General features: G+C 54.4%; 16 protein-coding genes. 9 read left to right on the top strand and 7 right to left on the bottom strand.

Annotation, left to right across the window (positions count from 1 at the left end; translation table 11 throughout):
- Positions 1–150 precede the first annotated feature (150 nt).
- Entirely contained in the window at positions 151–1,146 is a 996-nt protein-coding gene (locus CA264_RS02905; protein ID WP_025604429.1) for an alpha/beta fold hydrolase, read from the top strand.
- 32 nt (positions 1,147–1,178) lie between these two features.
- On the opposite strand, the gene CA264_RS02910 is transcribed toward CA264_RS02905, so the two are convergent.
- A complete protein-coding gene (locus tag CA264_RS02910; protein ID WP_025604431.1) occupies positions 1,179–1,406 on the bottom strand; it encodes a hypothetical protein in 228 nt (75 codons plus the stop codon).
- A 159-nt stretch (positions 1,407–1,565) separates the two neighbouring features.
- Between CA264_RS02910 and CA264_RS02915 the strand changes: the two genes are divergently transcribed.
- Positions 1,566–2,303: a DUF547 domain-containing protein gene (locus CA264_RS02915; protein WP_025604433.1), complete on the top strand. Its 738-nt coding sequence runs from the start codon at positions 1,566–1,568 to the stop codon at positions 2,301–2,303.
- A 103-nt stretch (positions 2,304–2,406) separates the two neighbouring features.
- Positions 2,407–2,778 (top strand): hypothetical protein, encoded by a 372-nt coding sequence (locus tag CA264_RS02920; protein WP_025604435.1) that lies wholly within the window; start codon positions 2,407–2,409, stop codon positions 2,776–2,778.
- 132 nt (positions 2,779–2,910) lie between these two features.
- Here CA264_RS02920 and CA264_RS02925 read toward each other — a convergent pair whose 3' ends face one another.
- From CA264_RS02925 to CA264_RS02935, 3 genes are all read right to left on the bottom strand, one after another.
- Complete coding sequence (locus CA264_RS02925; RefSeq protein WP_025604437.1) at positions 2,911–3,291, bottom strand: hypothetical protein; 381 nt, start codon at positions 3,289–3,291, stop codon at positions 2,911–2,913.
- Between the two features lie 298 nt (positions 3,292–3,589).
- The gene (locus CA264_RS02930; RefSeq protein ID WP_025604438.1) at positions 3,590–3,997 is read right to left on the bottom strand and encodes a response regulator; all 408 of its coding nucleotides are present in this window, start codon (positions 3,995–3,997) and stop codon (positions 3,590–3,592) included.
- Positions 3,981–7,349: a PAS domain S-box protein gene (locus CA264_RS02935; RefSeq protein ID WP_157593625.1), complete on the bottom strand. Its 3,369-nt coding sequence runs from the start codon at positions 7,347–7,349 to the stop codon at positions 3,981–3,983. Before CA264_RS02935 ends, CA264_RS02930 begins: the two co-directional genes overlap by 17 nt.
- Positions 7,350–7,716: 367 nt before the next feature.
- Here CA264_RS02935 and CA264_RS02940 point away from each other — a divergent pair, with 367 nt between their 5' ends.
- Positions 7,717–9,951, top strand: coding sequence for a heavy metal translocating P-type ATPase (locus CA264_RS02940; RefSeq protein WP_025604442.1), 2,235 nt, complete (start codon positions 7,717–7,719; stop codon positions 9,949–9,951).
- A 40-nt stretch (positions 9,952–9,991) separates the two neighbouring features.
- The gene (locus CA264_RS02945) at positions 9,992–10,201 is read left to right on the top strand and encodes a heavy-metal-associated domain-containing protein (RefSeq protein WP_025604444.1); all 210 of its coding nucleotides are present in this window, start codon (positions 9,992–9,994) and stop codon (positions 10,199–10,201) included.
- Positions 10,202–10,254: 53 nt separating this feature from the next.
- Here the strand turns inward: CA264_RS02945 and CA264_RS02950 are convergent, their stop codons facing one another.
- The 3 genes from CA264_RS02950 to CA264_RS02960 form a co-directional block, all read right to left on the bottom strand.
- Entirely contained in the window at positions 10,255–10,647 is a 393-nt protein-coding gene (locus CA264_RS02950) for a transmembrane 220 family protein (RefSeq protein ID WP_025604446.1), read from the bottom strand.
- Positions 10,648–10,779: 132 nt separating this feature from the next.
- Positions 10,780–11,799 carry a PorP/SprF family type IX secretion system membrane protein gene (locus CA264_RS02955; RefSeq protein WP_025604448.1) on the bottom strand — a complete coding sequence of 340 codons (1,020 nt, stop codon included), beginning with the start codon at positions 11,797–11,799 and terminating at the stop codon, positions 10,780–10,782.
- A 9-nt stretch (positions 11,800–11,808) separates the two neighbouring features.
- The gene (locus tag CA264_RS02960; protein ID WP_025604450.1) at positions 11,809–17,673 is read right to left on the bottom strand and encodes a T9SS C-terminal target domain-containing protein; all 5,865 of its coding nucleotides are present in this window, start codon (positions 17,671–17,673) and stop codon (positions 11,809–11,811) included.
- Positions 17,674–18,747: 1,074 nt separating this feature from the next.
- Here CA264_RS02960 and CA264_RS02965 point away from each other — a divergent pair.
- The 4 genes from CA264_RS02965 (at position 18,748) to rfbF (ending at position 22,137) form a co-directional block, all read left to right on the top strand.
- On the top strand, positions 18,748–20,142 hold the full coding sequence (locus CA264_RS02965) for an undecaprenyl-phosphate glucose phosphotransferase (RefSeq protein ID WP_025604452.1): 1,395 nt from the start codon (positions 18,748–18,750) through the stop codon (positions 20,140–20,142).
- The gene (locus CA264_RS02970; RefSeq protein ID WP_051364291.1) at positions 20,132–20,953 is read left to right on the top strand and encodes a WecB/TagA/CpsF family glycosyltransferase; all 822 of its coding nucleotides are present in this window, start codon (positions 20,132–20,134) and stop codon (positions 20,951–20,953) included. The genes CA264_RS02965 and CA264_RS02970 overlap by 11 nt, the downstream gene beginning before the upstream one ends.
- A gap of 28 nt (positions 20,954–20,981) precedes the next feature.
- A complete protein-coding gene (locus CA264_RS02975; protein WP_025604456.1) occupies positions 20,982–21,179 on the top strand; it encodes a hypothetical protein in 198 nt (65 codons plus the stop codon).
- Positions 21,180–21,333: 154 nt separating this feature from the next.
- Entirely contained in the window at positions 21,334–22,137 is an 804-nt protein-coding gene (gene rfbF / locus CA264_RS02980) for a glucose-1-phosphate cytidylyltransferase (RefSeq protein ID WP_025604457.1), read from the top strand.
- Positions 22,138–22,178 lie beyond the last annotated feature (41 nt).

The following is a 22,178-nucleotide window of genomic DNA, read 5'->3' on the forward strand; positions in this document are numbered from 1 at the left end:
TAAATATAGCAGAACAGGAATGTGAAATTCTAATGTTGTTGTAACAGCGAGGTAAATATTTTTGATTTTTCTTATAGGCTATTGGCCGGTAGGGGCATGAAAACAAATCCCTCTAAAAGCTGTATGCATACTTGTACAAACAACTAAAACATGAAAAAGAACCTTTTACTGCTGTTGTGCCTCCTGCTGCTAGTCTGCAAGGCGCAGGCGCAGCAGGTACCGGAGAAGCTGAACGCCACGCTGGAGGGCTACAATTACCCTTACGAAGTGAAGTACTTTGATGCGGAGGTGGAGGGGCAAACCTACAAAATGGCCTACATGGATGTGGCGCCAGCCGGCAAAGTGCAGAACCCACAGGCGGTCATGCTCCTGCACGGCAAGAACTTCCTGGGGGCTTACTGGCAGCAAACCATCAGGTTTCTGTCCGAAAACGGCTTTCGGGTAATTGTGCCGGACCAGGTAGGCTTTGGCAAGTCGGCGAAGCCGGAGGTATACTACAGCTTTCACCAGCTGGCGCAGAACACGCGGGAGCTGCTGCAGCAGTTGGGCGTGCAGCAGGTAGCGGTGGTGGGCCACTCAATGGGCGGTATGCTGGCTACGCGCTTCGCGCTGCTCTACCCGGAGATGACTACAAAACTGGTGCTGGAAAACCCTATCGGGCTGGAGGACTACCGCCTTTTTGTACCTTACAAAACGCTGGATGCGCTGTACCAGTCAGAGCTGAAGCGCACGCCGCAGTCTATCCGCGATTATCACCAGACCTACTACACCTCCTGGAAGCCTGCCTATGATGAATGGGTGCAGGTGCCGGCGGCGCAGATCAGCCACCCGGACTACCCGAAAGTGGCCAAAGCATCTGCCCTGACCTACGCCATGATCTATCAGCAGCCGGTGGTGTACGAGTTTGACCAGCTACAGGTGCCCACGCTGCTGGTGATAGGGCAGGAGGACAGGACCATCGTCGGGAAAGGCTATATAAAGGACAAGCAGAAGCTGCAGGAGCACGGGCAGTACCCGCAACTAGGAAAGCGTACAGCCGAGGCCATACCAAACGCCAGGCTTGTTGAGCTGGAGGGTGTGGGGCATATACCGCACCTGACGGCTACTGAAAAGTTTCACAAGGCCCTGCTGCAGTTCCTGAAGTAGCCGCAGCGACAAGGGCAAAGGCTGTTACGGGCCTAGTGATGGTGGTGGTGATCGTGGTCGCTTGGTTTGCTGTTAAAGTTGGCTACGGTGCCGAGCGTAAAGAAAACAGCCCAGCACAGGTACAGGGCATTGTAGTTGTCCACTGCTTTGCCCAGGAAGAGCATGATCAGGTTGGCCACAATGGTCATGACCAAGCCTGTAGCAGCCACAAACTGGTAGGAGTTCATCTCCCTGGGGTCGTATATTTTAGATAGTTTCATGTGCGGTTATATGCATTTCGTTCTCCACGCTGAACACTGCTAAAGCAAGAGAGGTGCCATTGTGGTATACTTTGTGGCAAAGATAACAGAATGGTGCGGTTGTTGGTTCTCTGTACCCGCAGTTGCCTGGTGGTAGGCCTGCCTATACTTTATACTTCTATGAAACACACGATGCTGTACCTGCTCGCTTTGGTTGCGGGCCTTGCTGTTTTACTTTCGGGCCCGGAGGCGACCGCCGCACAGGCCGATTTCTATACTTCTTACACCGATCTGCTGCAGCGCCACGTGCGGCAGGGGCAGGTAAACTACAAGAGCCTGAGCCAAGACAGGGCAGCGCTGCAGCGGCTGGTTGCGCAGGTAAAGAGCTACGGGCTAAAGGGGGCATCGGCCTCCGAAAAGAAAGCCTTTTACCTGAACGCCTATAACCTGCTGGTGTTGCAGCAGGTGCTGGAGCAGTACCCGCTCAAGTCGGTGATGGACGTCAAGGGCTTTTTTGACCAGAAGAAGCATACGGTTGCAGGCCAGCCCATGACGCTGAACGAGTTGGAGAAGCAGAAGCTGCTACAGCCTTACCAGGACGCCCGCATTCACTTTGCCCTCGTGTGCGCCGCCAAATCCTGTCCGCCGCTGCGCAACGAGGCGTTTACCCCGCAGCAGGTGGAGCAGCAGCTGCAGGAGCAGGCCGAGCAGGCCCTGCGGAGCAACAGCTTCATTAAGGTGCAGCCCTCGAAAAAGCAGGTGCTGGTGTCGGAGATCTTTAACTGGTACAAAAGCGATTTCCTGCGGGAGGCGCCAAGTATAGCTGCCTACATCAACCGCTTTCGCGCAAAGCCGCTGCCGGCAGGCTACAGCCTCGGTTACTACACCTATGACTGGCAACTGAACGATACGCCGTAGCGGTTGGCGTTGGTTGGTTTATTATGTAAAGCTATCGGGGCGGTTACTGAACATGTGCACTGGGCAAGCGTATACAAAACAGTAACTAAATCAACTGAAAGCGATGAGTAAAGAAGAAGATAAAAGAAAGGCCTCCGAAACAGAGGAGAAAAACGTGAATAGCAACTATAGCGACCGTGTGGCACCGGGCAACCGCCCAGACCCGTCTGCAAAGCGCAACATGGGCCCGGAGGGGTTCACGGAGCGGCCGGGCCAGAAAGACAAGCTGAAAAACCTGCACATCGGGGGCAACGAAACCACCGGCTATGGAGCCAACGACCCTAAAAGCCGCGAGTCCTTCGCGCAAGGGCCAGGCTTTGAGTACGAAGGCAGTGATACCGGTATGGACGATGACGTTGCCGGAATACGCCGGGGCGACCAACCGCTGGGGGATGATGAAGAAAAGCCCGACAACGCAGATTACGGCCGCAGATAGGCACTGAAGACATCCTATAAAACACCGCAGGGGGAGCTAGTTAGCTCCCCCTGCGGTGTTTTATAGGATGTACCTTTCGATGAAGGCCGACGGGTAGCAGGCCTTCATCATCTCGGCAAGTATCGTTGCGGGTTAATACCCTTCGCCGGCGGCTACGAACTGTGCCTTTGGCATTTCCTGCTTGTAGTGGGCATACAGCTGCTTCTGGTCCGGCTTCAGGAAGGTTACGATCTTCTGGTCATAGACCTGCGCGAGTTCCTGCAGCTTCTGTTCCAGCAGAGGGAGGTTGTCGCTGTAGGTGCGCGTCAGCTCGTCGGTTTTGGCCATGCGCTCGCGGTTAAGGGCTTTCAGTTTAATGTATTCAAATTCATTCAGCCGCAGTTCAGCGGTCATTTTACGGGTGAGCTCGGTGCAGCGCGCTTCAGCCTCTGGGTTAAGCGTGAAAACTGACTGGGCAAACAGAGGGGTGCCAAACAGGAAGAAGGTGAACGTAACTAGTAAAAACTTTTTCATGAGGGTATAAGCTAGGGTTAAACAGTAAGATTTACCTTCAAACAAGTTCTATATAGGCATATAGCCTTTTTGAAGTCTCTCTAGCTTACGGACCTTATTCTCTTATAGTTGTAAAATATATAGGTAAAAAATATATTTAGTTTTGCTCTGTTAAATTAAAACCTGTTATATTTATATATTAAGATATATCATACTTGTTGTTTTGTTGTACGAAGCACTAGCCAAAACGGGTGGGGGGATGGCACAAAAAAAGCCACTGCAATGCAGTAGCCGTCACTTTCTGGAGAGGGGGCAGAACTCACCTCATGTAATCTTCCCGAATGATGTTCAGTATTTCGCTGGACAGGGGCTTTGAGAAAAAGTCTTTTACCTCGAGCATGTTCTTCGCCGTGATAATGTCCTTTCTATCAACCGCAGAAGACAGCATAAACAGGCAGCAGCGCTGGGTCAGGGATTCCGGTAGCTTCCGGTACTCCTCAATAAACTGCCACCCGTCCATGCCGGGCATGTTAATATCCAGGAATATAAGCTCCGGAAAGTCCTGTGGAGCAGCGCTCCTTGCCTCTTTCAGGTAATTCAGGGCATCTTCCGCCCACTCAAAGCTGATGACCTGCTTCGCGAAGTTCTCACTCTTGATGATGGTTTCGCAGACAAAGTTGTTTATCTGGTCGTCATCAATCAGCATTACTTTATTTAGGGTGCTCATGGTATTGTAACTGTGTGAAGTATACCCGGAAGGTGGTGCCGAGATTCGGCTGGCTTTCCACTTCCACCTTTCCACCAAGTAGTTCTGTCTGTGTTTTTACTAAATGCAGTCCTATTCCCTTTCCCTCGATCTTCGGGTGGAAGCGCTTATACAGTCCAAACACCTTATCGCGCTGCCTCTCAAGGTCTATGCCGAGGCCGTTGTCCTGTATTTGTAGGCAAAGGTAGCCATTTACCCTGTAAGTTGTAACATCTACACGGGGTTTTCGCTCGGGGTGTCTGTACTTTATGGCGTTGCATACCAGGTTGAACATGATGCTGCTCGCAAAGCTCTTTACCGTTACAACGCTGGGCGCATCCTCAAAAGAGCAGGAAACACTGGCGCCGCTTTGTGCTATTTCTTTTTCGAGGGCCACGCAAACCTCTTCCAGTAGATGGTGAAAGTCTACCTGCTCCTGTACGGCCTCTGCCTGGCTGCGCACGGTGAGCAGCTCGTTCAGGTCACGGATGGTGGTGTCGAGCAGCTGCGCCGATTTCACGAGGTTATCCACCACCCGCCCGTTGACGGGCGCATGAGGGTTCTCCTGGTCATAAATGGAGGCCAGGCCCAGCATGTTGGCAATGGGCGTGCGCAGGTTATGCGACACGATATAGGCAAACTGCTGCAGGTTCTGGTTCTGCTTTACCAACTGCTCGGTCAGCTGTTGCTTCTTCTGCTCAGCCTCTTTGTACTGTGTCATGTCGGAGGCAGAACCGTCGACCCGCACCAGCTGGCCGTTGGCGTCGAGCATGGGGGAGATACGCAGTAACAGCCACTTGGTCTGACCGTCGCGGGTGGTGATGCACACCTCCTGGTTCGTTTTAACGCCGGCCTTAAGCTTAGGCACCACTAGCTGGAGCAGCGCCTCTTTGTCTGCGTCGTGCACCATGCTGAGCCAATGGTTGTCGTTTTCGAGTAACTCCTGCTCTGTAAAGCCGGTTATCTCGCGGCATTTTGGGCTGAGGTAGTTTAGCTTCAGGGTACCATCGGCTGAGAAAATGATCTCCGGAATGTTACCGATAGTTGACTGGAGCAGGTTCTTCGTTTCTATTACCTCCCGTTCGGAGCGTTTCCGGTCCGTGATATCCTGTGTTGTGCCTGCCACTTTCACAGGCTTGCCCTCCTCATCACACACGACTTCCCCAATTTGAGCCAGGTACTTGACCTGTCCGCTCTCCGTCACGATTCTATGCTCCGAAATCAGGTCGCTGCGGGTAGCCAGGGCCTGCTGGTACTGTTCGAGCACACGCGCTCTGTCGTCGGGGTAAAAGCGGGCGGCAATGTTCCTAAACGTGGGGGTAAAGGTTTTGTAAGGCAGCTCATAGATGTCGTACAAGTTACGGGAGATCGTTAGCATATCCTTTGCCAGGTCGTACTCCCAGCTGCCGAGCTTGGCTATCTGCTGCGCCTTTGCGAGCTGCGCCTCATTCTTCTTTATTACCTCAATGGCCTTTTTTTGCTCTGAGCGGTCGTGGATGCTCAGCGTGACCCCAATCACCTTTTCTGTGCTGTCAAAAACAGGCTTAAAGGCTATTTCATACCAGTAGTCCCCGCTGCCCTGCTCGTAGAGCACTGCCTGGCCCTGCATGGCGGTAAGGTGATTCTCGAAGAACTGCTGCTGCTGCGCCTGGTCCACGAAAGAGAGCAGGTCCTGGCCTTTGCGGAGCGGCTTAAGCAGGTGCTTTTTTACCTCCTCTTCGGCCGCCTTGTTAAAGGCAACGAGTTCCCTTTTCTTGTTGAGCAGGTAGATGGATTGGGATGAGCTGTCCAGGAGCGTGCGCAGGTTCGCCTCACTTGCCACCAGTTGGGCCTGGGCCTCTTTCTGGCTGGTGATATCGATGAGCGTACCGTTAGACAACACGCTTCCGTCCGGCTTCAGGGTGGGCAAGCCGTGCCCGCGTATCCACTTCCACTTGCACTGCTTGGGGTGCCACACCCTGAACTCCGCTAACCAGGGGGTGAGGTCACGGGTGGAGATCTCCGTGGCATGTGCAATCGCCTTCTGGTCATCCGGGTGAACCGGGGCGAAGAGCCTGTCGGCGTCCTGGTAGGCTTCCTCAGCCGTGACACCGTAAAGCTCAAAAACACCATCGCTGATAAAAGGGTAGGACTCCCTTCCTTCCGTGTCAACCAGGAACTGGTACACGGCTCCCGGAATGCTGGAGCTGACTTCGCGTAACTGCTGCTCGTTTTTCTCCAGCTTGGCCATCGTTTCCTCCCGCTCCTGCACGTTAACCGACACCACCAGCCTGGGGTAACTATCAGCCCGTTCAGGCAAAGCGTGTGACTTCAGCTCCACTTTAAAGGTAGAGCCGTCCTTGCGCATGTGCACAAAGTCGTAACTGGTGGCATCAGCCGCCTTGTCGATGTGCAGCATACGCCGTTGGATCTTTTCCTTTTCTCCATCCGGCCTGATATCCAGGATCGACATCGCCAGGAACTCCTCCCGGTTATAGCCGTACTCCTTTATTGCCGCCTCGTTCACCTCCATAAACTTAAGCGAGTGCTGGTCATACACCCACATCGGAACGGGGTTTCTGTCAAACAGCCTGCGGTACGCCTGCTGGCTGTCCAGAAGGGCTTGCTGTAGCTCCTGCCGCTCCAGCACCTCTGCATTGAGCAGCTCGTTTTCCAGCCTCAGCCGCCTGAACACCCTGCTCAGCATGTAGGCAGCACCCACCGCAGCACCCACCGCCAGGATTAGCAAAAAAGAGTAAGAGTCCACGATGGAGGAGGAGGCCTGTATCGCTTCCTTTGTCCTTTTTTGGGATGACTCGGTAGCCTCGTTGCTCAGACGGATGAGCAGTGTCTGCTGTTTGCTGTAGAAAGGAGCCAGGTACGCGCCCGTGTACGCCTGTGCCTCCTGGGTGCGGTTGCTTTCGCTTAGCTCAAGCAGGCTGTCTACGTGGCTATAGTAACTGCTGCGCTCCTGCGCCAGCTCCCGGAGCAGGGCTTTCCGCTCCTTCTGCTGCAGCAGTGTCTCAAGCTTGTCTACAATGGCTCTGTTATCTTCGTGCGACTGCTCAAGCTGCTGACGCACGGCTTTTTTCAAGGCGCGGTCGCGGGTGTAAACATGCTCCCGCACGAGGTTCTGAGAGAGTTCTTTATTGCTGAAAAGCTCGTTCACCAGCTCCAGCCTCTTGTACGCCTGCTGCAGTTTTATACTGTACTCCTGCTGCACCTGGTTAGCCTTAATATAGGAAAACAGGCAAACGGAGAACAGCAGGACAACCAGGCTCACAAAGGATATCCCTATAAACTGGATCGTGCGCCGGCGGCTAGCATCGCTTTCTATCTTTCTTGTTCGCTCCATCTTCAGCAAAGCTATCGTAAGTAAACAGGTGCTCTATGGTAATAAAGACAATACCTGTATTAGTTTAGTGCAATAGTTAATTGTGTGTTTTTAAGATGTTAAATATAGGGAAAAATAATTTTTTCACAAAGGGAAATGCTTTTAGCAACTCTACTTGTGTTAAATGCGTGAAAATAAGGGTGGTAAGTACAGGTTATGTTTCTTGTTTATTTTTTAAAATATGAATTTTATAATAAAAAGACAAAATAATATTAGATAGAGGGATGCCTTTGCCATAGGTGATAACTATGTAACCCTATTCGGGAATTGTGTAACAGATTGGCGCAAAGGTGGGCGTATCTTTGTTATGAAATAAAGCATTGAAGAAATGGCGACTATAGCTGATAAAACACTAACCAAGGTCACCTACCCGGTGGAGGGAATGACCTGTGCCTCCTGCGCCAACAGCATTGAAAGTATGCTCCGCTCGCGTGAGGGCGTGGAGGAGGCAAATGTAAACTTTGCAGGCAAAACCGTGCAGGTGGCGTACCATGAGGGGCAGGTAACGCCTGCCCAGCTGCGTGAGACTGTGCAGGAGATAGGCTTTGATATCCTGATAGAGCAGAAAACGCAGGAAGAGCTGGAGGAGCGGCAGGCGAAGGCGCTGGCCGGGCTGAAGCGGAAAACTATCGTGGCGGGCGTGCTGGCCCTGCCGGTGTTCGTCCTGGGCATGTTCTTTCACGATACCTTTAGCTGGGGCAACTGGGCGATGCTGGTATTAACCGCTCCGGTGCTGCTGTGGGCGGGGCAGCGCTTCTTTACAGGTGCCTGGGCCCAGGCAAAGCACTTTCGGGCGAACATGGATACACTGGTGGCGCTCAGCACGGGCATCGCCTTTATTTTCAGTGTGTTTAACACGGTGTACCCGGAGTTCTTTTTGAGCAGGGGCCTGATGCCGCACGTGTACTACGAGGCAGTGGCCGTGATCATCGCCTTTATACTTTTAGGTAAGTACCTGGAGGAGGGGGCAAAAGACCGTAGCTCCTCCGCCATCAAGAAGCTGATGGGCCTGCAGCCTAAAACGGTGCGGGTGCTGCGAAACGAAACGGAGCTGGAGATAAAGATCGAGGAAGTACAGGTGGGAGACCGCGTGGTGCTTTTACCCGGCGAGCGCATCCCGGTGGACGGGGAGGTAGCCGCTGGTACGACCTACGTCGACGAAAGCATGCTCAGCGGTGAGCCGCTGCCGGTGCAGAAAAAGCCGGGCGATATGCTCTATGCCGGCACCATCAACCAAAAAGGCAGTCTGCAGCTCATCGCGCAGAAAACGGGCGGCGAAACCATGCTGGCGCACATTATTAAGCTGGTGCAGGAGGCGCAGGGGAGCAAGGCACCGGTGCAGAAACTGGTGGACAGGATTGCCGGCATCTTTGTGCCGGTGGTGCTGGGCATCGCCATACTTACTTTTGCAGCCTGGCTCGTGCTGGGTGGCGAGGCTTACCTGACGGAGGCGCTGCTATCTACTATCTCGGTGCTGGTGATTGCCTGCCCCTGTGCCTTGGGACTCGCCACGCCAACGGCTATAATGGTAGGCGTGGGCCGGGGGGCAGAAAACGGTATCCTGATCAAAGACGCGGAGAGCCTGGAGCACGCCCACAAGGTAAATGCGGTTATACTTGATAAAACCGGAACCATCACGCTGGGCAAGCCCTCTGTTACCGATGTGGTGTGGGCGCAGGACACAGTGATGCAGCAGCGGCTGGAAACACTGTTCTTCTCCATGGAGGCGCAGTCGGAGCACCCGATCGCGCAGGCCATCTACACGTTCTACAAAGAGCAGGGGCAGAAGGCCCTGCAGCCCGCCTACTTTAACAGCCTGACAGGCCTGGGGATTGAGGCGGAGTACGACGGGAAGCGTTATTTTGCCGGTAACGAGAAGCTGCTGCAGCAGCAGGGCGTGGAGCTGCCGGCACACCTGCTGCAGGCGGCAAGGCAGCTGCAGGAGGACGCCAAGACGGTTATCTTCTTTGCCGATGCCCAACAGGCCCTCGCTGTGTTTGCCGTAAGCGACCCTATTAAACCCGCCGCCGCCGAAGGCATCAAGGCCATGCACGAGGCCGGTCTGGAAATATACATGCTGACCGGCGACAACAGGCAAACTGCCGAGGCTGTGGCAAGGCAGGTAGGCGTGGAGCATTTCCAGGCCGAGCTGCTGCCAAACGACAAGGCTGAGTTTGTGAAAAAGCTGCAAGCCGAAGGCAAGGTAGTGGCCATGGTGGGAGACGGTATCAACGATGCACAGGCCCTGGCCACCGCGGACGTAAGTATAGCCATGGGGCAGGGGACAGACGTTGCCATGGATGTGGCGGGCATTACCCTCATGCGCTCAGACCTGACGCAGGTGGCTAAGGCTGTTCGGCTATCGCGGGCAACGGTGCAGACAATCCGCCAGAACTTGTTCTGGGCCTTCTTCTACAACGTGATCTGTATTCCGGTGGCTGCAGGCGTCCTGTTCCCGTTCACAGGCTTTCTGCTGAACCCGATGATTGCGGGTGCCGCCATGGCCCTGAGCTCGGTATCGGTCGTAACGAACAGCCTGCGCCTGCGTGTCAAGAAAGTATAAAGTGTGATTAATATGTTAAATAAATAAAACTGAAAAGCAAATGGAAACCTATAAATTCAAAACCAACATCAACTGTGGAAGCTGTGTGAAAGCCGTAACACCTCACCTGAATAAGCTGGAGGGCGTGCAGGAGTGGAAAGTGGATACCGATAACCCGAACAAGGTACTGGAGGTAAAAGCCGACACCGCCGATGCCCAAACGATCCGGAGCACCGTGGAGAAGGCAGGCTTTAAAGCGGAGCAGCTCTAAAAGCACAAGTATAAGTATAGGAGTAATTAAAGGATGGGCTTGCTGAGGTATTCTCAGTGAGCCCATTTTGCTTTTTGCAGTTGCTGCAGCCGTAGCTGGCGGCGCAGCTGTTGCCTCGCAAGCAGGTCCAGGCTGGCAAAGGACAGGCTGTACAGGAAAAGCCCTAACGACTCCCGGGCCTCCTCTATGTTTTTGATGTTGCCGCTGCCGATGCTGATCCCCTCGAAAAGCGCGGGCCACATGTACACTCCTCCCAGGGCATACAATACGGCCCCTACCCACAGGACAGTGCGGGGCGCCCGGTTAAAAGCCGACAGGAAACATAGCAGGGCTGCCACTCCATACAGGAGCATCCACACCAGCGGGTCCGGGTCGTTGTACTGTACCGCCACAAAAGACAGGAAGGCAATGCCTAAAAAGATAGCCAGGGATTTTTTCAGTACCATATACGATGCATTTATACATGGCCGTACTGTGGTTGCTGCTAAAAAGTTGTGCCTGTGGCAAGCCGCAAAAAAAGAAAAGGACAGCTAAAATAGCTGCCCCGTTTCTACTCTCAAACTAAACCATTATTAATATTACCAAGCCCATTCCGGGCATATAACCTTTCTTGTGTTACGGAGCTTAAAGCCGAGCACCACCTCGTGGCTTCCGGCATTCGCCTGGCCCAGCGGCGATGTGCTGGCATCGTAGGAGTAGGCCAGGTCAAACAGGTGGTTGATGTTAATGCCGGCCATAGCCGCCACGGATTCTTCGTGCCGGTAAGTAACGCCCGCCCAGAGCCTGTTGGCGTAAAGCACTTTCACAGTGGCGTCTACCGAGGCCGGGCTTGGCTGCGCCATCTTGACCATCATGGAGGGGACCACCGAAATATAAGGAGACACATCAAAGCGGTAGCCGCTTGTCAGGAAGTAGTGCTGCTGCAGGGAGCCGTCGTTGTCGTCCGGGGTGTTGGCTTCCACAAACTTTCGTTTGCTCGGCACCAGCTGCGCACCCGACACACCGGCGTAGAAATTGCGGGAGTAGAGCCAGAGGCCCAGGCTGAGGTCGAACTTGGTCTCATTGGCCCGCCCGTCGTAAATGGCCGGGTCGTTGATGCTGTTCTTGGCCAGCTTCACCCGGGCCGGGTCCAGGCTGTACTGGATGAGGCCCGGCTGTACGCCGGCAGCAATGCGCAGCGTGCGCGACAGAGGCTGGTGGTAGGCGTAACTGGCTGAGATGCTTCCGCGCTTCAGAGGCCCCGTCTCCGTAGACATCGCCATCAGCCCCAAACCGTGGTGCGGGCGCACGCGGCGGTACACGTTCTGCTTTGTGCTCGCCTCCTTTGCCACGTTGCCAGTGCGACCGCCATTGTAGGAGCTGGAGCTCTTATGGATCGGCATGTGCAGTGTGGCGTAGTACGACTGCGGCGCACCCTCCAGGCCGGACCACTGCTGGCGCGTACCAAGCTTCAGGTCTCCATAGTCCTCGATGCCGGTAATGGCCGGGTTGGCCAGGTAGTTATTTAACGAATACTGCGTGTACTGCGGCCGCTGCTGCGCCATGGCACTGCCTGCCACGGCAAAAAGCATGAAGCCAAGGGCTAAAAGTCTGTTCATAGGGGGCGGTTATTTAACGATGGTTATGCTGCCGGTCAGCGGCTTTTCATTTGTATCTAATTTGATGACATAGTAGTAGGTTGCCATGGGCAGCGGCTTGCCGTTCTGGCTGCCGTCCCAAGGAGCCTGGTACCCGTCTGAGCTGAACACCATGTTGCCCCACTGGTTAAAGATCTGGACTTTGCAGTTGGTGTACTTGTCGATATTCTCAATCTCCCAGGTGTCGTTAATGCCGTCCTGGTTCGGAGTGAACGTGTTCGGGATATCCACAAACGGCAGTACACGCACCACCACCTCATCGCTGAAAGTACAGCCGCCCTCTGTTGTGGCTGTCACGGTGTAGACGGTCGTCTTATCCGGAGTAACGGTAGGGTTGGAAATGTTGGGGTTGTTCATCCCCTCAGCCGGCGACCAGGTATAAGTCAGGCCTCCGCTGGCTTCCAGCTGTGCGCTTCTGCCTTTTACCACCGTTACATCAGGGCCCGCGCTTAGCTTGGGCTCCGTTACCGTCACCGTCACCGCCTGCCGTTCGCTGGCACAGTTCTGCGCCACCTCCTGCACGTAGTAAGTGGTGGTGTACTGGAGCACAGGCGTTGTAAACGAATTTTCTGTTGCCACCGGGTTGCCGCCTGCCGCACTTGCGAACCACTCCAGCCTGCCGCCTTTCCCGGTGGCTGTAAGTGTTGTGCTGAGGCCGGCACATATGTTGGCTCCCTGTGCCACAGGCTTCTCTGGCAGTGGTGTTACCCTTACCTCTACGGCATTGCTCGTAAGGGAGCCGCAGGAGGCCGAGGTCACCACGCGTCTGAACCAGGTGTTGTCCGTTAGCGGGTATGGCGTGTAGTCCTTTCTGTTGTTCTGGCCCGGTGCTGGCTTGTAAATGCCGTCGCGGGTGCCGCTGAACTCCCACAGGAATGCCGGAGTGCCGCTGCCGCCTTCCGGCTCGGAGCCGCTGAGCGTGGCCGGAGCCTCTCCATAGCACACCACCTGCGTGCTGGATAAAACAACGTTATTGCTCAGCTCAGGCTTTACGGTTACAAGTACAGGGTTGCTGATGTCTGTGTAAGCACCGGAGGTGACGATACGGCGGAACCAGGTGTTTTGGCTTACCGGCCCCGGCTGGAAACTCTGTGCATCGTTTGGCGCACCGTCCAGTCCCTGGGCGGTTACGAAACCTGTTTTGTCGCCCTTCGTGCTGCTTTCCCAGCGGTAATTGAAGTTACCCTCACCGCCTTTCGGAAGCTCCCCCTCCAGCGTTGCCGGTACACTGCCGGTACAGATGGTTTGGTCCGATTTCACCACGTTGTTGGCAATCTCGGCAATCACTGTGATCACCACCTCATTGGAAATAGCCTCACATCCGCCGGATATCACCACGCGGCGATACCAGGTGTCGGTGTACAGTCCCGTCGGGAACACGTACTCCGCACTCTCGTTGGCACCCTGTGCCGGCTGAAAGTCCTGGCCATTGGTGCGGGACTCCCAGCGGTAGCTGTACTTGCCGTTGCCGCCAGCCAGTGGCGTTGTGTTCAGGCCGGTAAGCTTGGCCGGCTTTGTGCCAGCATAAATGCTCTGCGAGGCCTTGATGTTGTAGTTCTGGATTGGGCTGTTTACCGTTACCTTCACAGCAGGGGAGTAGCTGATGCACCCACCGGACGTAACTTTACGGCGGAAAAGGGTGGTTTTGCTGAGTGGCCCCGGCTGGTAGCTGCCGTCTGCGCGGGTATTGTTGCCCGCCGCCGGCATAAAGTCCGTGTCTCCTTCCGACTTGTACTCCCAGGTGTACGCATACTTGCCAGCCTCACCGCCGGAAGTAGGCGTCAGGCTGCTCAGCAGGGTTGGCGTGCCGCCCTGGCACACTTCCTGGTCTCCCGTGATCAGGTTCAGCAGTTTTGGGTTTACCGTAACTGTCACCGGGTCGCTGGTGCTCACGTTGCAGGTGCCTGACATCACGATCCTGCGGAAAGTAGTTGTTTGCGTGAGGTTATTGGCTGTCCAGTCTTTGGTGCTGTTGCCGCGGCTGTCCGGTATCTCCCGGTACTCTCCACCAGCCACCCTGGACTCCCAGTAGTAAGTATAGGTGCCGGGGCCGTTGCCGCCTTGCGGCGCCTCTCCGGTTAGTGTAGCGTTATCGCCCTCGCATACAGTTTGGTTGCCGCGAATACTATTCTTGCTGATCGCAGGCGCTACCGTTACCATCAGTATGTTGCTGACGCTTTCGTCGCAGGAGCCAGACTTAACTACGCGTTTGTACCAGGTGTTGCCATCAAGCGGGGCCTCAGGCTGATAGTTCGGCGTATTGCTGTTTTTGATCTCTTCGAAGGTGGTGTTGTCGGTGCTCACGTACCAGGTGTAAGTATAAGGCGCGGTGCCGCCTACCAGCACTCCCTTGATCTCACCCGGCACCTGACCCGCACAGATAGCCGGAACAGGCGAAAGCTGGTTTTTGGTGATGGCAGGGATCACCTCTACCCTGATTGGGTCGGAGGCCAGCTCGCAGCCGTCGGAATAGACAGTACGCTTAAACCAGGTCGGCTTAGCCAGTCCCGCTTTTAAGTTGTAGGCGTTGGCGGTCGCTCCTGTAACAGCGGTGAACGTAACGCCATCCGTGCTGCTCGCCCACTGGTACGTAAAGGTTGTTGGGCCCCCGCCGCCGTTGGGTTCAGAGCCGGTCAGGGTAAAGGGCTTGCCTTCGCATACCGGTCCTGCGGCATCCAACGTATTGTTGCCGAGCACCGGGTTAACGGTTACACGGGCTTCTGCACGAGGGCCGGCGCAATTTCCTACCACGGCCTCTGCATAAAAAACGGTGCTCTCGATTACCTGCGGCTCGTATACTTTGCCGCCATTGGTTACCAGTATATTGCCATGCTTGTCATACCAGTTGTAGGTACCGGCTGTGCCTTGTGCTACCAGTGTGGCTTTGCCGGCTCCACAGATGATAACAGGAGCCACAACAGGGGCCGCAATCTCCGGTCGCACCACCACGGTTACTTTCGTGCGGGGGCTGGCGCATTGGTTTTCGGCCACGTGTTCTGCAAAGAAGGTAGTGGTTTGCTTTAGCTGCCCTGTTTCAAAGCTAGTGCCTGCCGCTGTCGTGCCGATCAGGGTGCCGCCCTGCGGCTGCGTATACCAGTTTACTTTGCCTGCCTGGATTTTGGTGGCGAGCGTGGTGCTGGTGTTATAGCAAATGTCTTTTACACCGGTTACCACTGGCGCAGTCGGAAGCGGCTTCACAGTTACCTGCGTCTGGTCGGTGGTAAAGCAGGTGCCGGTATAGTAGGTGTATGTTAAAGTATAGGTGCCAACCTCTGCCGGTGTAAAGGTGCCATCTTCGGTCAGGTGCCGCGAACCGCTCCATTTACCTCCTGCCGGGCTAGCCCCCAGCACGAAGGAGCCGTCGTTCAGGCAACGCTCGATTTCTTTTTCTGCCACCGTAGCCTGTGCCACATCCGTCACAACAACCGTCATCTGGTCGGAGTTGGAGCAGCCTTTGGCATCGGTGTAAGTATAGGTAAGCACATAATTCCCTTTGCCGTTCGGGATAAAGCTGCCCTCCGCACTTACCTGCTCTCCGCTCCAGACACCACCAGCCGGGCTGCCCTTCAACTGCAAAGGGGTAGGGTCATCACAAACAGATAGGTCCGGCCCGGCATTTACCTCCGGCAAGGGGTTTACGGTTACGGTTACCGAAGTCGTGCTGCTGCAACCGGTGGCACTGTTATAGCCTGTAACGGTGTAGGTGATGGTGGCAGCGGGGCTTGCTTCTACACTGGCGCCTTCCGTGGCACTCAGGCCATCTGCCGGGGCCCAGGTATAGGTGTCAGCGCCTGTGGCTGCCAGCGTAGCCACGCCTTGCCCCACACAAATCTCGCTGGCACTGGCGCTTACTGCTACTATTGGTAGCGGGTTTACTTCCACGGTAAAAGTGGTGGTATTGGTACAGCCGGTCGCGGCGTTGGTGCCGGTAAGGGTGTAGGTGGTTGTCTCGGTTGGATTGGCAACCACTTTGGCTCCCTTAGTGGTGTTCAGGCCGGTGGCCGGTGCCCAGGTATAGGTATCGGCGCCCTCCACAGTCAGGGTGGTGCTGCCGCCGATACAGAGCGCCGGTTCGGTAGAAGTTACCTTCAGCTCTGGCAGCGGGTTGATGACAACCTGCTGCGTGGCCGCCTCAGAGCTGCCGCACTCATTTGTGGCCACCACGCTGACCGTATAAGTGCCTGCCTCGGTAAAGTGTATGCTTGGGTAGGCCGAGCCTGCGTCGGTTCCGTTCTCAAACGTAGTTGCACCCGGGCCCGAAACAGACCAGGCGTACTGGCTGATGGTACCCAGTTGGGCATCGTAAGTTGGTGCGTGCGCAGCGTTCTCGGCTGTAAAGGCAAGGGTTTGCGGCCCGCAGTACACCTGCGGTGCCGGCAGCTTTACCTGCGGCTTTGCTTTTATGGTGATGGTCGTCTCCTTCAGCGTGGTTTGGCAGCTGTTGCTGGCTGTCAGGGAAATGGTGTAGGTGCCGGACTTGTTAAACTGGAAGGCGGCATCTCTGGATGTTGACTTGGTACCCTGTGTAAACTCCCACCCCTCGGCCGGGCTTACCCGCCAGGTATAGTTGGCTGTTGGGCCGGTGGAGGTATTGTTGGCCGCGAAAACGGCCGATGCGCATGTATCGTCGCCGCTGAGGGTGAAATCAGCAACCGGCGGCTCTTCAATCACGATGACCTTGTTCACTGTACTTGATGTACATTTTGTGTTAAGTCCCGTAGGGGTGGCCGTCATAACGATACTGTAGGTGCCCGGCTGCGTAAATTTAACCGATGGGCTTTTGGTCTTGCTGGTGCCGGAGGTATACTCCCAGCCCTGTGCCGGGGAGATCTCCCAGTCTACGATATAGCTACCGGCGTTGGTGCCGGCATTGGCGTTTGCGTTAAAGCCTTCAATGGTCTTGTCCGTTAGTTTGATAGGCGTGTTTAAGCAGGCTTTGCCGATGGCGAAGTCGGCAATAGGACCTTTGGATACCTTTATGCCTCCCACGGTGGCGGGAGTGGTGCCGCAGGGGTTGGTGGCAGTGGCTGTCAGGGTGAAAGCACGCCCTGGCTTGCTCATCGAGGATTCTGTAAATGTGTGCTCAATGGTTGCAGGCAGGTTGGCATGCGAGAACACCATCGGGGCTGACCCGTCGTCGAACTGGAAAGTATAAACCGTTTGCGGGGAGTTGTTTTTTACGATCTCCTTATCAATGTCAAAGATAAAGGTGGCAGGGGCACAGTCGTTTGTGTTACCGCGGCTGGAGATGCCCAGGCTGGGGTTACTGCCTATGAACACACGCTCCTCGTGCGTGCCTTTGCACCCATGTGCGTCATACGCCGTTACGCGCAAGCTAAAAGAGCCTCCTGACCTATAGGTGTGGGTGGCTGTCTCAAACTCCGGTCCCAGGGTGGTTGTGTTGCCGTCGCCCCAGTTTATCTCATAGCGGGTGTTGGTTTCCTTGGTGACAGAGGCATTCTCTATGGTGAGCTCAAACGTGGCTACATTTCCGGCATAGCTACAGGAGGTAAAGAAGCTGATGGGGTCCACCACGGTGGCGTCCGGGCCGTCCGTCACCGTAACCTCCTCGGAGGTGCCTTCGCAGCCATCCTCCTGTTTCGTGGTGACAGTGTAGCTGCCCTCTTTGGTAACGGCGATGCTTTGTGTAGTGGCTCCGGTAGACCACAGGTAAGTGGCAGCAGGGCTGGCAGTAAGGTTTACCTGACCGGTGCTGCAGAGGTCACCGGAGGTTGTTACGGTAGGGGCGCATGGTTGGGAAGAGGCATAGCTTGAGAAGGCACTCCACAGCTGCAGCAGGAGCAGGCAGGAGAAGCCTTTGGCAAATTGGCGCATATACTTTGGCTGTAAATCTACTTTATAAGTTTAGCTTTTAAGTTCACGTTCTGGTTGTAATGCTCAGCCAGTAGCTGTTCTGTCGGCCGCCGGGCAGCCTTGGGTTGCCCGGCGGAAATACAGGGCAAAATATTTATGGCAGCTGGCACGGCTACTAAAGCTGAAGCTGCTATAGACAGGTTAATTGAATTTAGGGGTAGTAAAGTTCAAAAGGGGAGAGATATTTCTGAACTTTTTTAAATATAACGAAACCAATTTTTAATTACTTGCGTAGCAGCGTCCTCTCGTTTGTTTTCGTTGCGCCTGTTTCACAGCGCCTCTATGCTGTATCTGAAGGTGTCATCCATGTTTTGGCAGCCGGAGGAGTACAAGTGGCAGCTTTCTGTTTACCCTGTACCTTGGCTGAACCTGTCCTTAGGGTGCCGCGTACCCGGTGTTTCACCCTTTCTATATAGGTAATCTGGGTTTTACTCCTTGTATAACTTTGGTGGCATTCCCGGGGTGAGGTAATTATACTATGGGTGGTGTGTTATTGTACAATTTTGTTGTTTTAAAAACTAGCCGCACCCTGTTCTAAAATGGCTTTAGGGTAACCGACACACACATCTGGGTAAATAGGCATGCCCGCACAGGCAAGATAGAATGAATTATATATATATAGTTATAAAAGAAGCTTTGCGCCGGATTATGCGTTGGAAGAGCCAAATTGTACTTCTGAAGCAGGTTTTTATTCAAATAGAGCAATTATAGTATATATAAACATTGTGTTTTTGATATATTATTTAATTACTTTTTTTCAATGGAACTTAGTAAAATCATAAACCTTACCATTTGTAAGCCGTATTTTCCCCTATAACAGAAGAACGACACGAGGGCGGTTAAGCTGAACCGCCGGAGGTTGTTCGCAAGGCAACGGCTTCAAGAAAAAAGCAAAAGTTTAACGAAGCTTAACAACTGGTGTAGATGTCTTAACGCGCTAGGTCTGCTACAGCGGCAGCATGTGAAGAGAACCAGAGGGCAGTGCAGAAAAAGACACGAAGGGTTATTATATGATTAAATAAGTACAAGACCAAGATGAATAAATATAGACACTATTACAGTTTTAACAGAGTTCTTCTGTTAATCCTGGACGTTACGCTTATCGCATTCGCGTTCAAGTTCTCCAACCTAATCCGCTACGGCAGCCTGGACCTTGATTACCAGTACAACGTCTTCTTCGTGTTGTTTGCGCTGGTGTGGTGGATCGTCTCTGGCTTCTCAAACTTTGTTTTCAGGGTTGACGGCCTTTTCACCATGGACAAGCGGCTTGCCAACCTGATTAACGTCTTTATCATGCATGCCTTTATCCTGGCAAGCTGTATCGTGGTCTTTAACCTGGAAGAACTCTCCCGCCTGCTGCTGCTGTACACGTACCTGTCCACGGCCTTGCTGATTGGCTTTAGCCGGTTGCTGTTGCAGCAGGTGTACCGCTACTGCACCAATTCTGGGATGGCGCACACCCGCTACGTGATCGTGGGCACCGGATCTGCCGCCAGAGCCTTGCACCAGACAATGAGCAACAACGACGAGTTCGGAACCAAGTTCATGGGCTTCTTCGACGATGAAGTGGATGAAAACAACCCGTATAACAGCCAGGTGTGCGGCACCATGGAGGACCTGAAGGAGTACTGCCTGCAGCACAGCATTGATGAAATCTACTATACCAAGCCGCTGAATGACAAAGCGCAGATCGACGAGCTGACTCAGTTCGCAGAAGACAACTTTGTGTACCTGCGCATCGTGCCGGATTTCAGCGCCATTGTGCAGAAAGAGGTTAACATGTACTTCTACCACAACATCCCGATGATCAGCGTGCGTAACGAGCCGTTAGAGATGGCCTCCAACCGTGTCGTGAAACGGGCGTTCGATGTGCTGTTCTCGCTGGTTGTGATCCTGCTGGTCTTCCCGATCCTCTTCCCGATCATCGCGCTGGCTATTAAGCTGGAGTCCAAGGGGCCGGTTTTCTTTAAGCAGCTGCGCCCGGGCAAAAAGAACAGGCTGTTCGTGTGCTACAAGTTCCGCACCATGCGGGTGAATAACAACACCGAGCTGCAGGCCACCAAAAACGACCCAAGAATAACGCGGGTGGGGGCCTTTATGCGCAAAACCAACCTTGATGAGCTGCCTCAGTTCTTTAACGTGCTGCTAGGCGACATGTCAGTGGTAGGGCCGCGCCCGAACCTGGTGTCTCAGCTGGACCATTACTCAAAAGTTATATCCAAGTATAAAGTGCGTCACTTCGTGACGCCGGGCATCACGGGCTATGCCCAGGTGAGCGGCTTCCGCGGCGAAACCAAAGAGGTGCACCTGATGGAAAAGCGGGTGGAGTATGATGTGATGTACATGGCCAACTGGAGCTTTATGATGGATATGAAAATTATCTTCCTCACTGTCTGGAACATGGTAAAAGGAGAAAAGAATGCTTACTGATACACTACAAGAAAAAAAGGTGGCGGCCGAGCCACCCATCAAAGAGAAGCGCCAGCTCCTCAGCTCCCTTATCTCGGCAGGTACCTTTGAAGACTTCGTGAACCAGGTTTTCTGGCTAACAGATAATAAAGAGTCCTCCTACGTATGCTTTGCCAACGTGCACATGCTGATGGAGGCCCGCAATGACAAGGACTTTCAGGACCTTTTGAACAATGCCGACATCGCCTCACCGGATGGGGGGCCGTTGTCTAAACTGATGAAGCTGCTCTACGGCCAGCATCAGGACCGCGTGCCGGGCATGGACCTTATGCCGCGCCTGCTGCAGGAGGCCGCCGTGCGGGGCAAGTCCGTATACTTCTACGGGTCAACCGACGATGTGCTGGAGGCAGTTGTGGCCCAGGCCAAAAAGGACCTGCCGGATCTGCGCATAGCCGGGCACTACTCGCCGCCCTTCCGGAAGCTCACGCACATCGAGGACACCGCTATCACCAAGATGATCAACGACTCTGGTGCAGACCTTGTGTTTGTGGCGCTGGGGTGCCCGAAGCAGGAGCGTTGGATGGCAGACCACAAGGGGCAGGTGAAAGCCTGCATGCTGGGAGTGGGGCAGGCGTACATGACCTATGCCGGGCTGGAGAGGCGCTTGCCAAAGTGGGCCCGCGACCTGAGCCTGGAGTGGACCTACCGCCTGTGGCAGGAGCCGCGCCGCCTGTGGAAGCGCTACCTGGTGACAAACACGCTGTTTCTGTTTGAAGTGGCCAAGCTGATGCTGAGCAAGCGCAGCAACCGAAGGCTGCAACTCACTAAATAGTCATAAAGAAGTTCGGGAGGAAGAAAAGATGAGGTGGAGAACATTCACAGAGCACTATTACCGCCATCGGCAGCCTTACAGCCGCTACCGACAGGCGGTGCAGCAGTTTTATAACAAGGTAAAGTACGCCAACAAGCGTTCTTTCAGTGTCGTTGGCCCGTCGCAGCTGGATACCTCCACGCGATCTGCTTACGTAAAGTCAGCCCATGCCAGTACACAGCCGTAGCCGCCCAGGTATAAATTCCTCAGGAAAAATCTCTTCCCTAACATCAAAATATAGAAATCTTCGTATCAATCAGAAAACACGGCTGAAGAAGTAGTACAATATTTCTCCTGCCCGCCTGAACCCAATGTTTTATCCCTTTAACCCTTTACTATAGATGAAAGCAGTTATACTTGCCGGTGGTTACGGTACAAGAATAAGCGAAGAAAGTGGTGTGCGCCCAAAGCCAATGGTGGAAATCGGAGGCAAGCCTATCCTTTGGCACATCATGAAGATATACTCCCACTACAACATTAACGACTTTGTGATTTGCTGCGGCTACAAGGGCCACATCATCAAAGAATATTTTGCCAACTATTGCCTGTACAATTCTGATGTGACCTTCGATATGCGCAAAAACAGCATGGAGGTTCACAAAAACCACACAGAATCATGGAAAGTGACGCTGGTGGACACGGGCGAGGGCACCATGACTGGCGGCCGCCTGAAGCGCGTGCAGGACTATGTGGGCGATGATACCTTCTGCCTGACCTACGGCGACGGCGTAAGCGACGTGAACATAGCCGAGGCCATTGCCTACCACAAGGCACAGGGCACGAAAGCCACCTTGACAGCGGTGCAGCAGCCGGGCCGTTTCGGTGCGTTTACCCTGTCTTCGGAGGCAACCAAGGTGCCGCAGTTCAAGGAAAAGCCGACGGGCGGCGACATGCCCTGGATTAACGGCGGCTTCTTTGTGCTGGAGCCAAGCGTGTTCGACTACATCGAGGATGACAGCACGATCTGGGAGCGCGGCCCGCTGGAGTCGCTGGCCGAGGAAGGTGAGCTCTCTGCCTACCGCCACCGCGGATTCTGGCAGCCAATGGATACCCTGCGCGATAAGCATGTGCTGGAGGACCTGTGGCAGAGCGGCAAGGCGCCCTGGAACGTGTGGCACAAGATGCTGTCAGGCGCGGTGAACTAGCCTGTGCTTCCTGCAAACTGAACCCAAACCCTTTTCTTACT

This window comes from Pontibacter actiniarum, assembly GCF_003585765.1.
In the GTDB taxonomy this organism is placed as follows: Bacteria; Bacteroidota; Bacteroidia; order Cytophagales; family Hymenobacteraceae; genus Pontibacter; species Pontibacter actiniarum.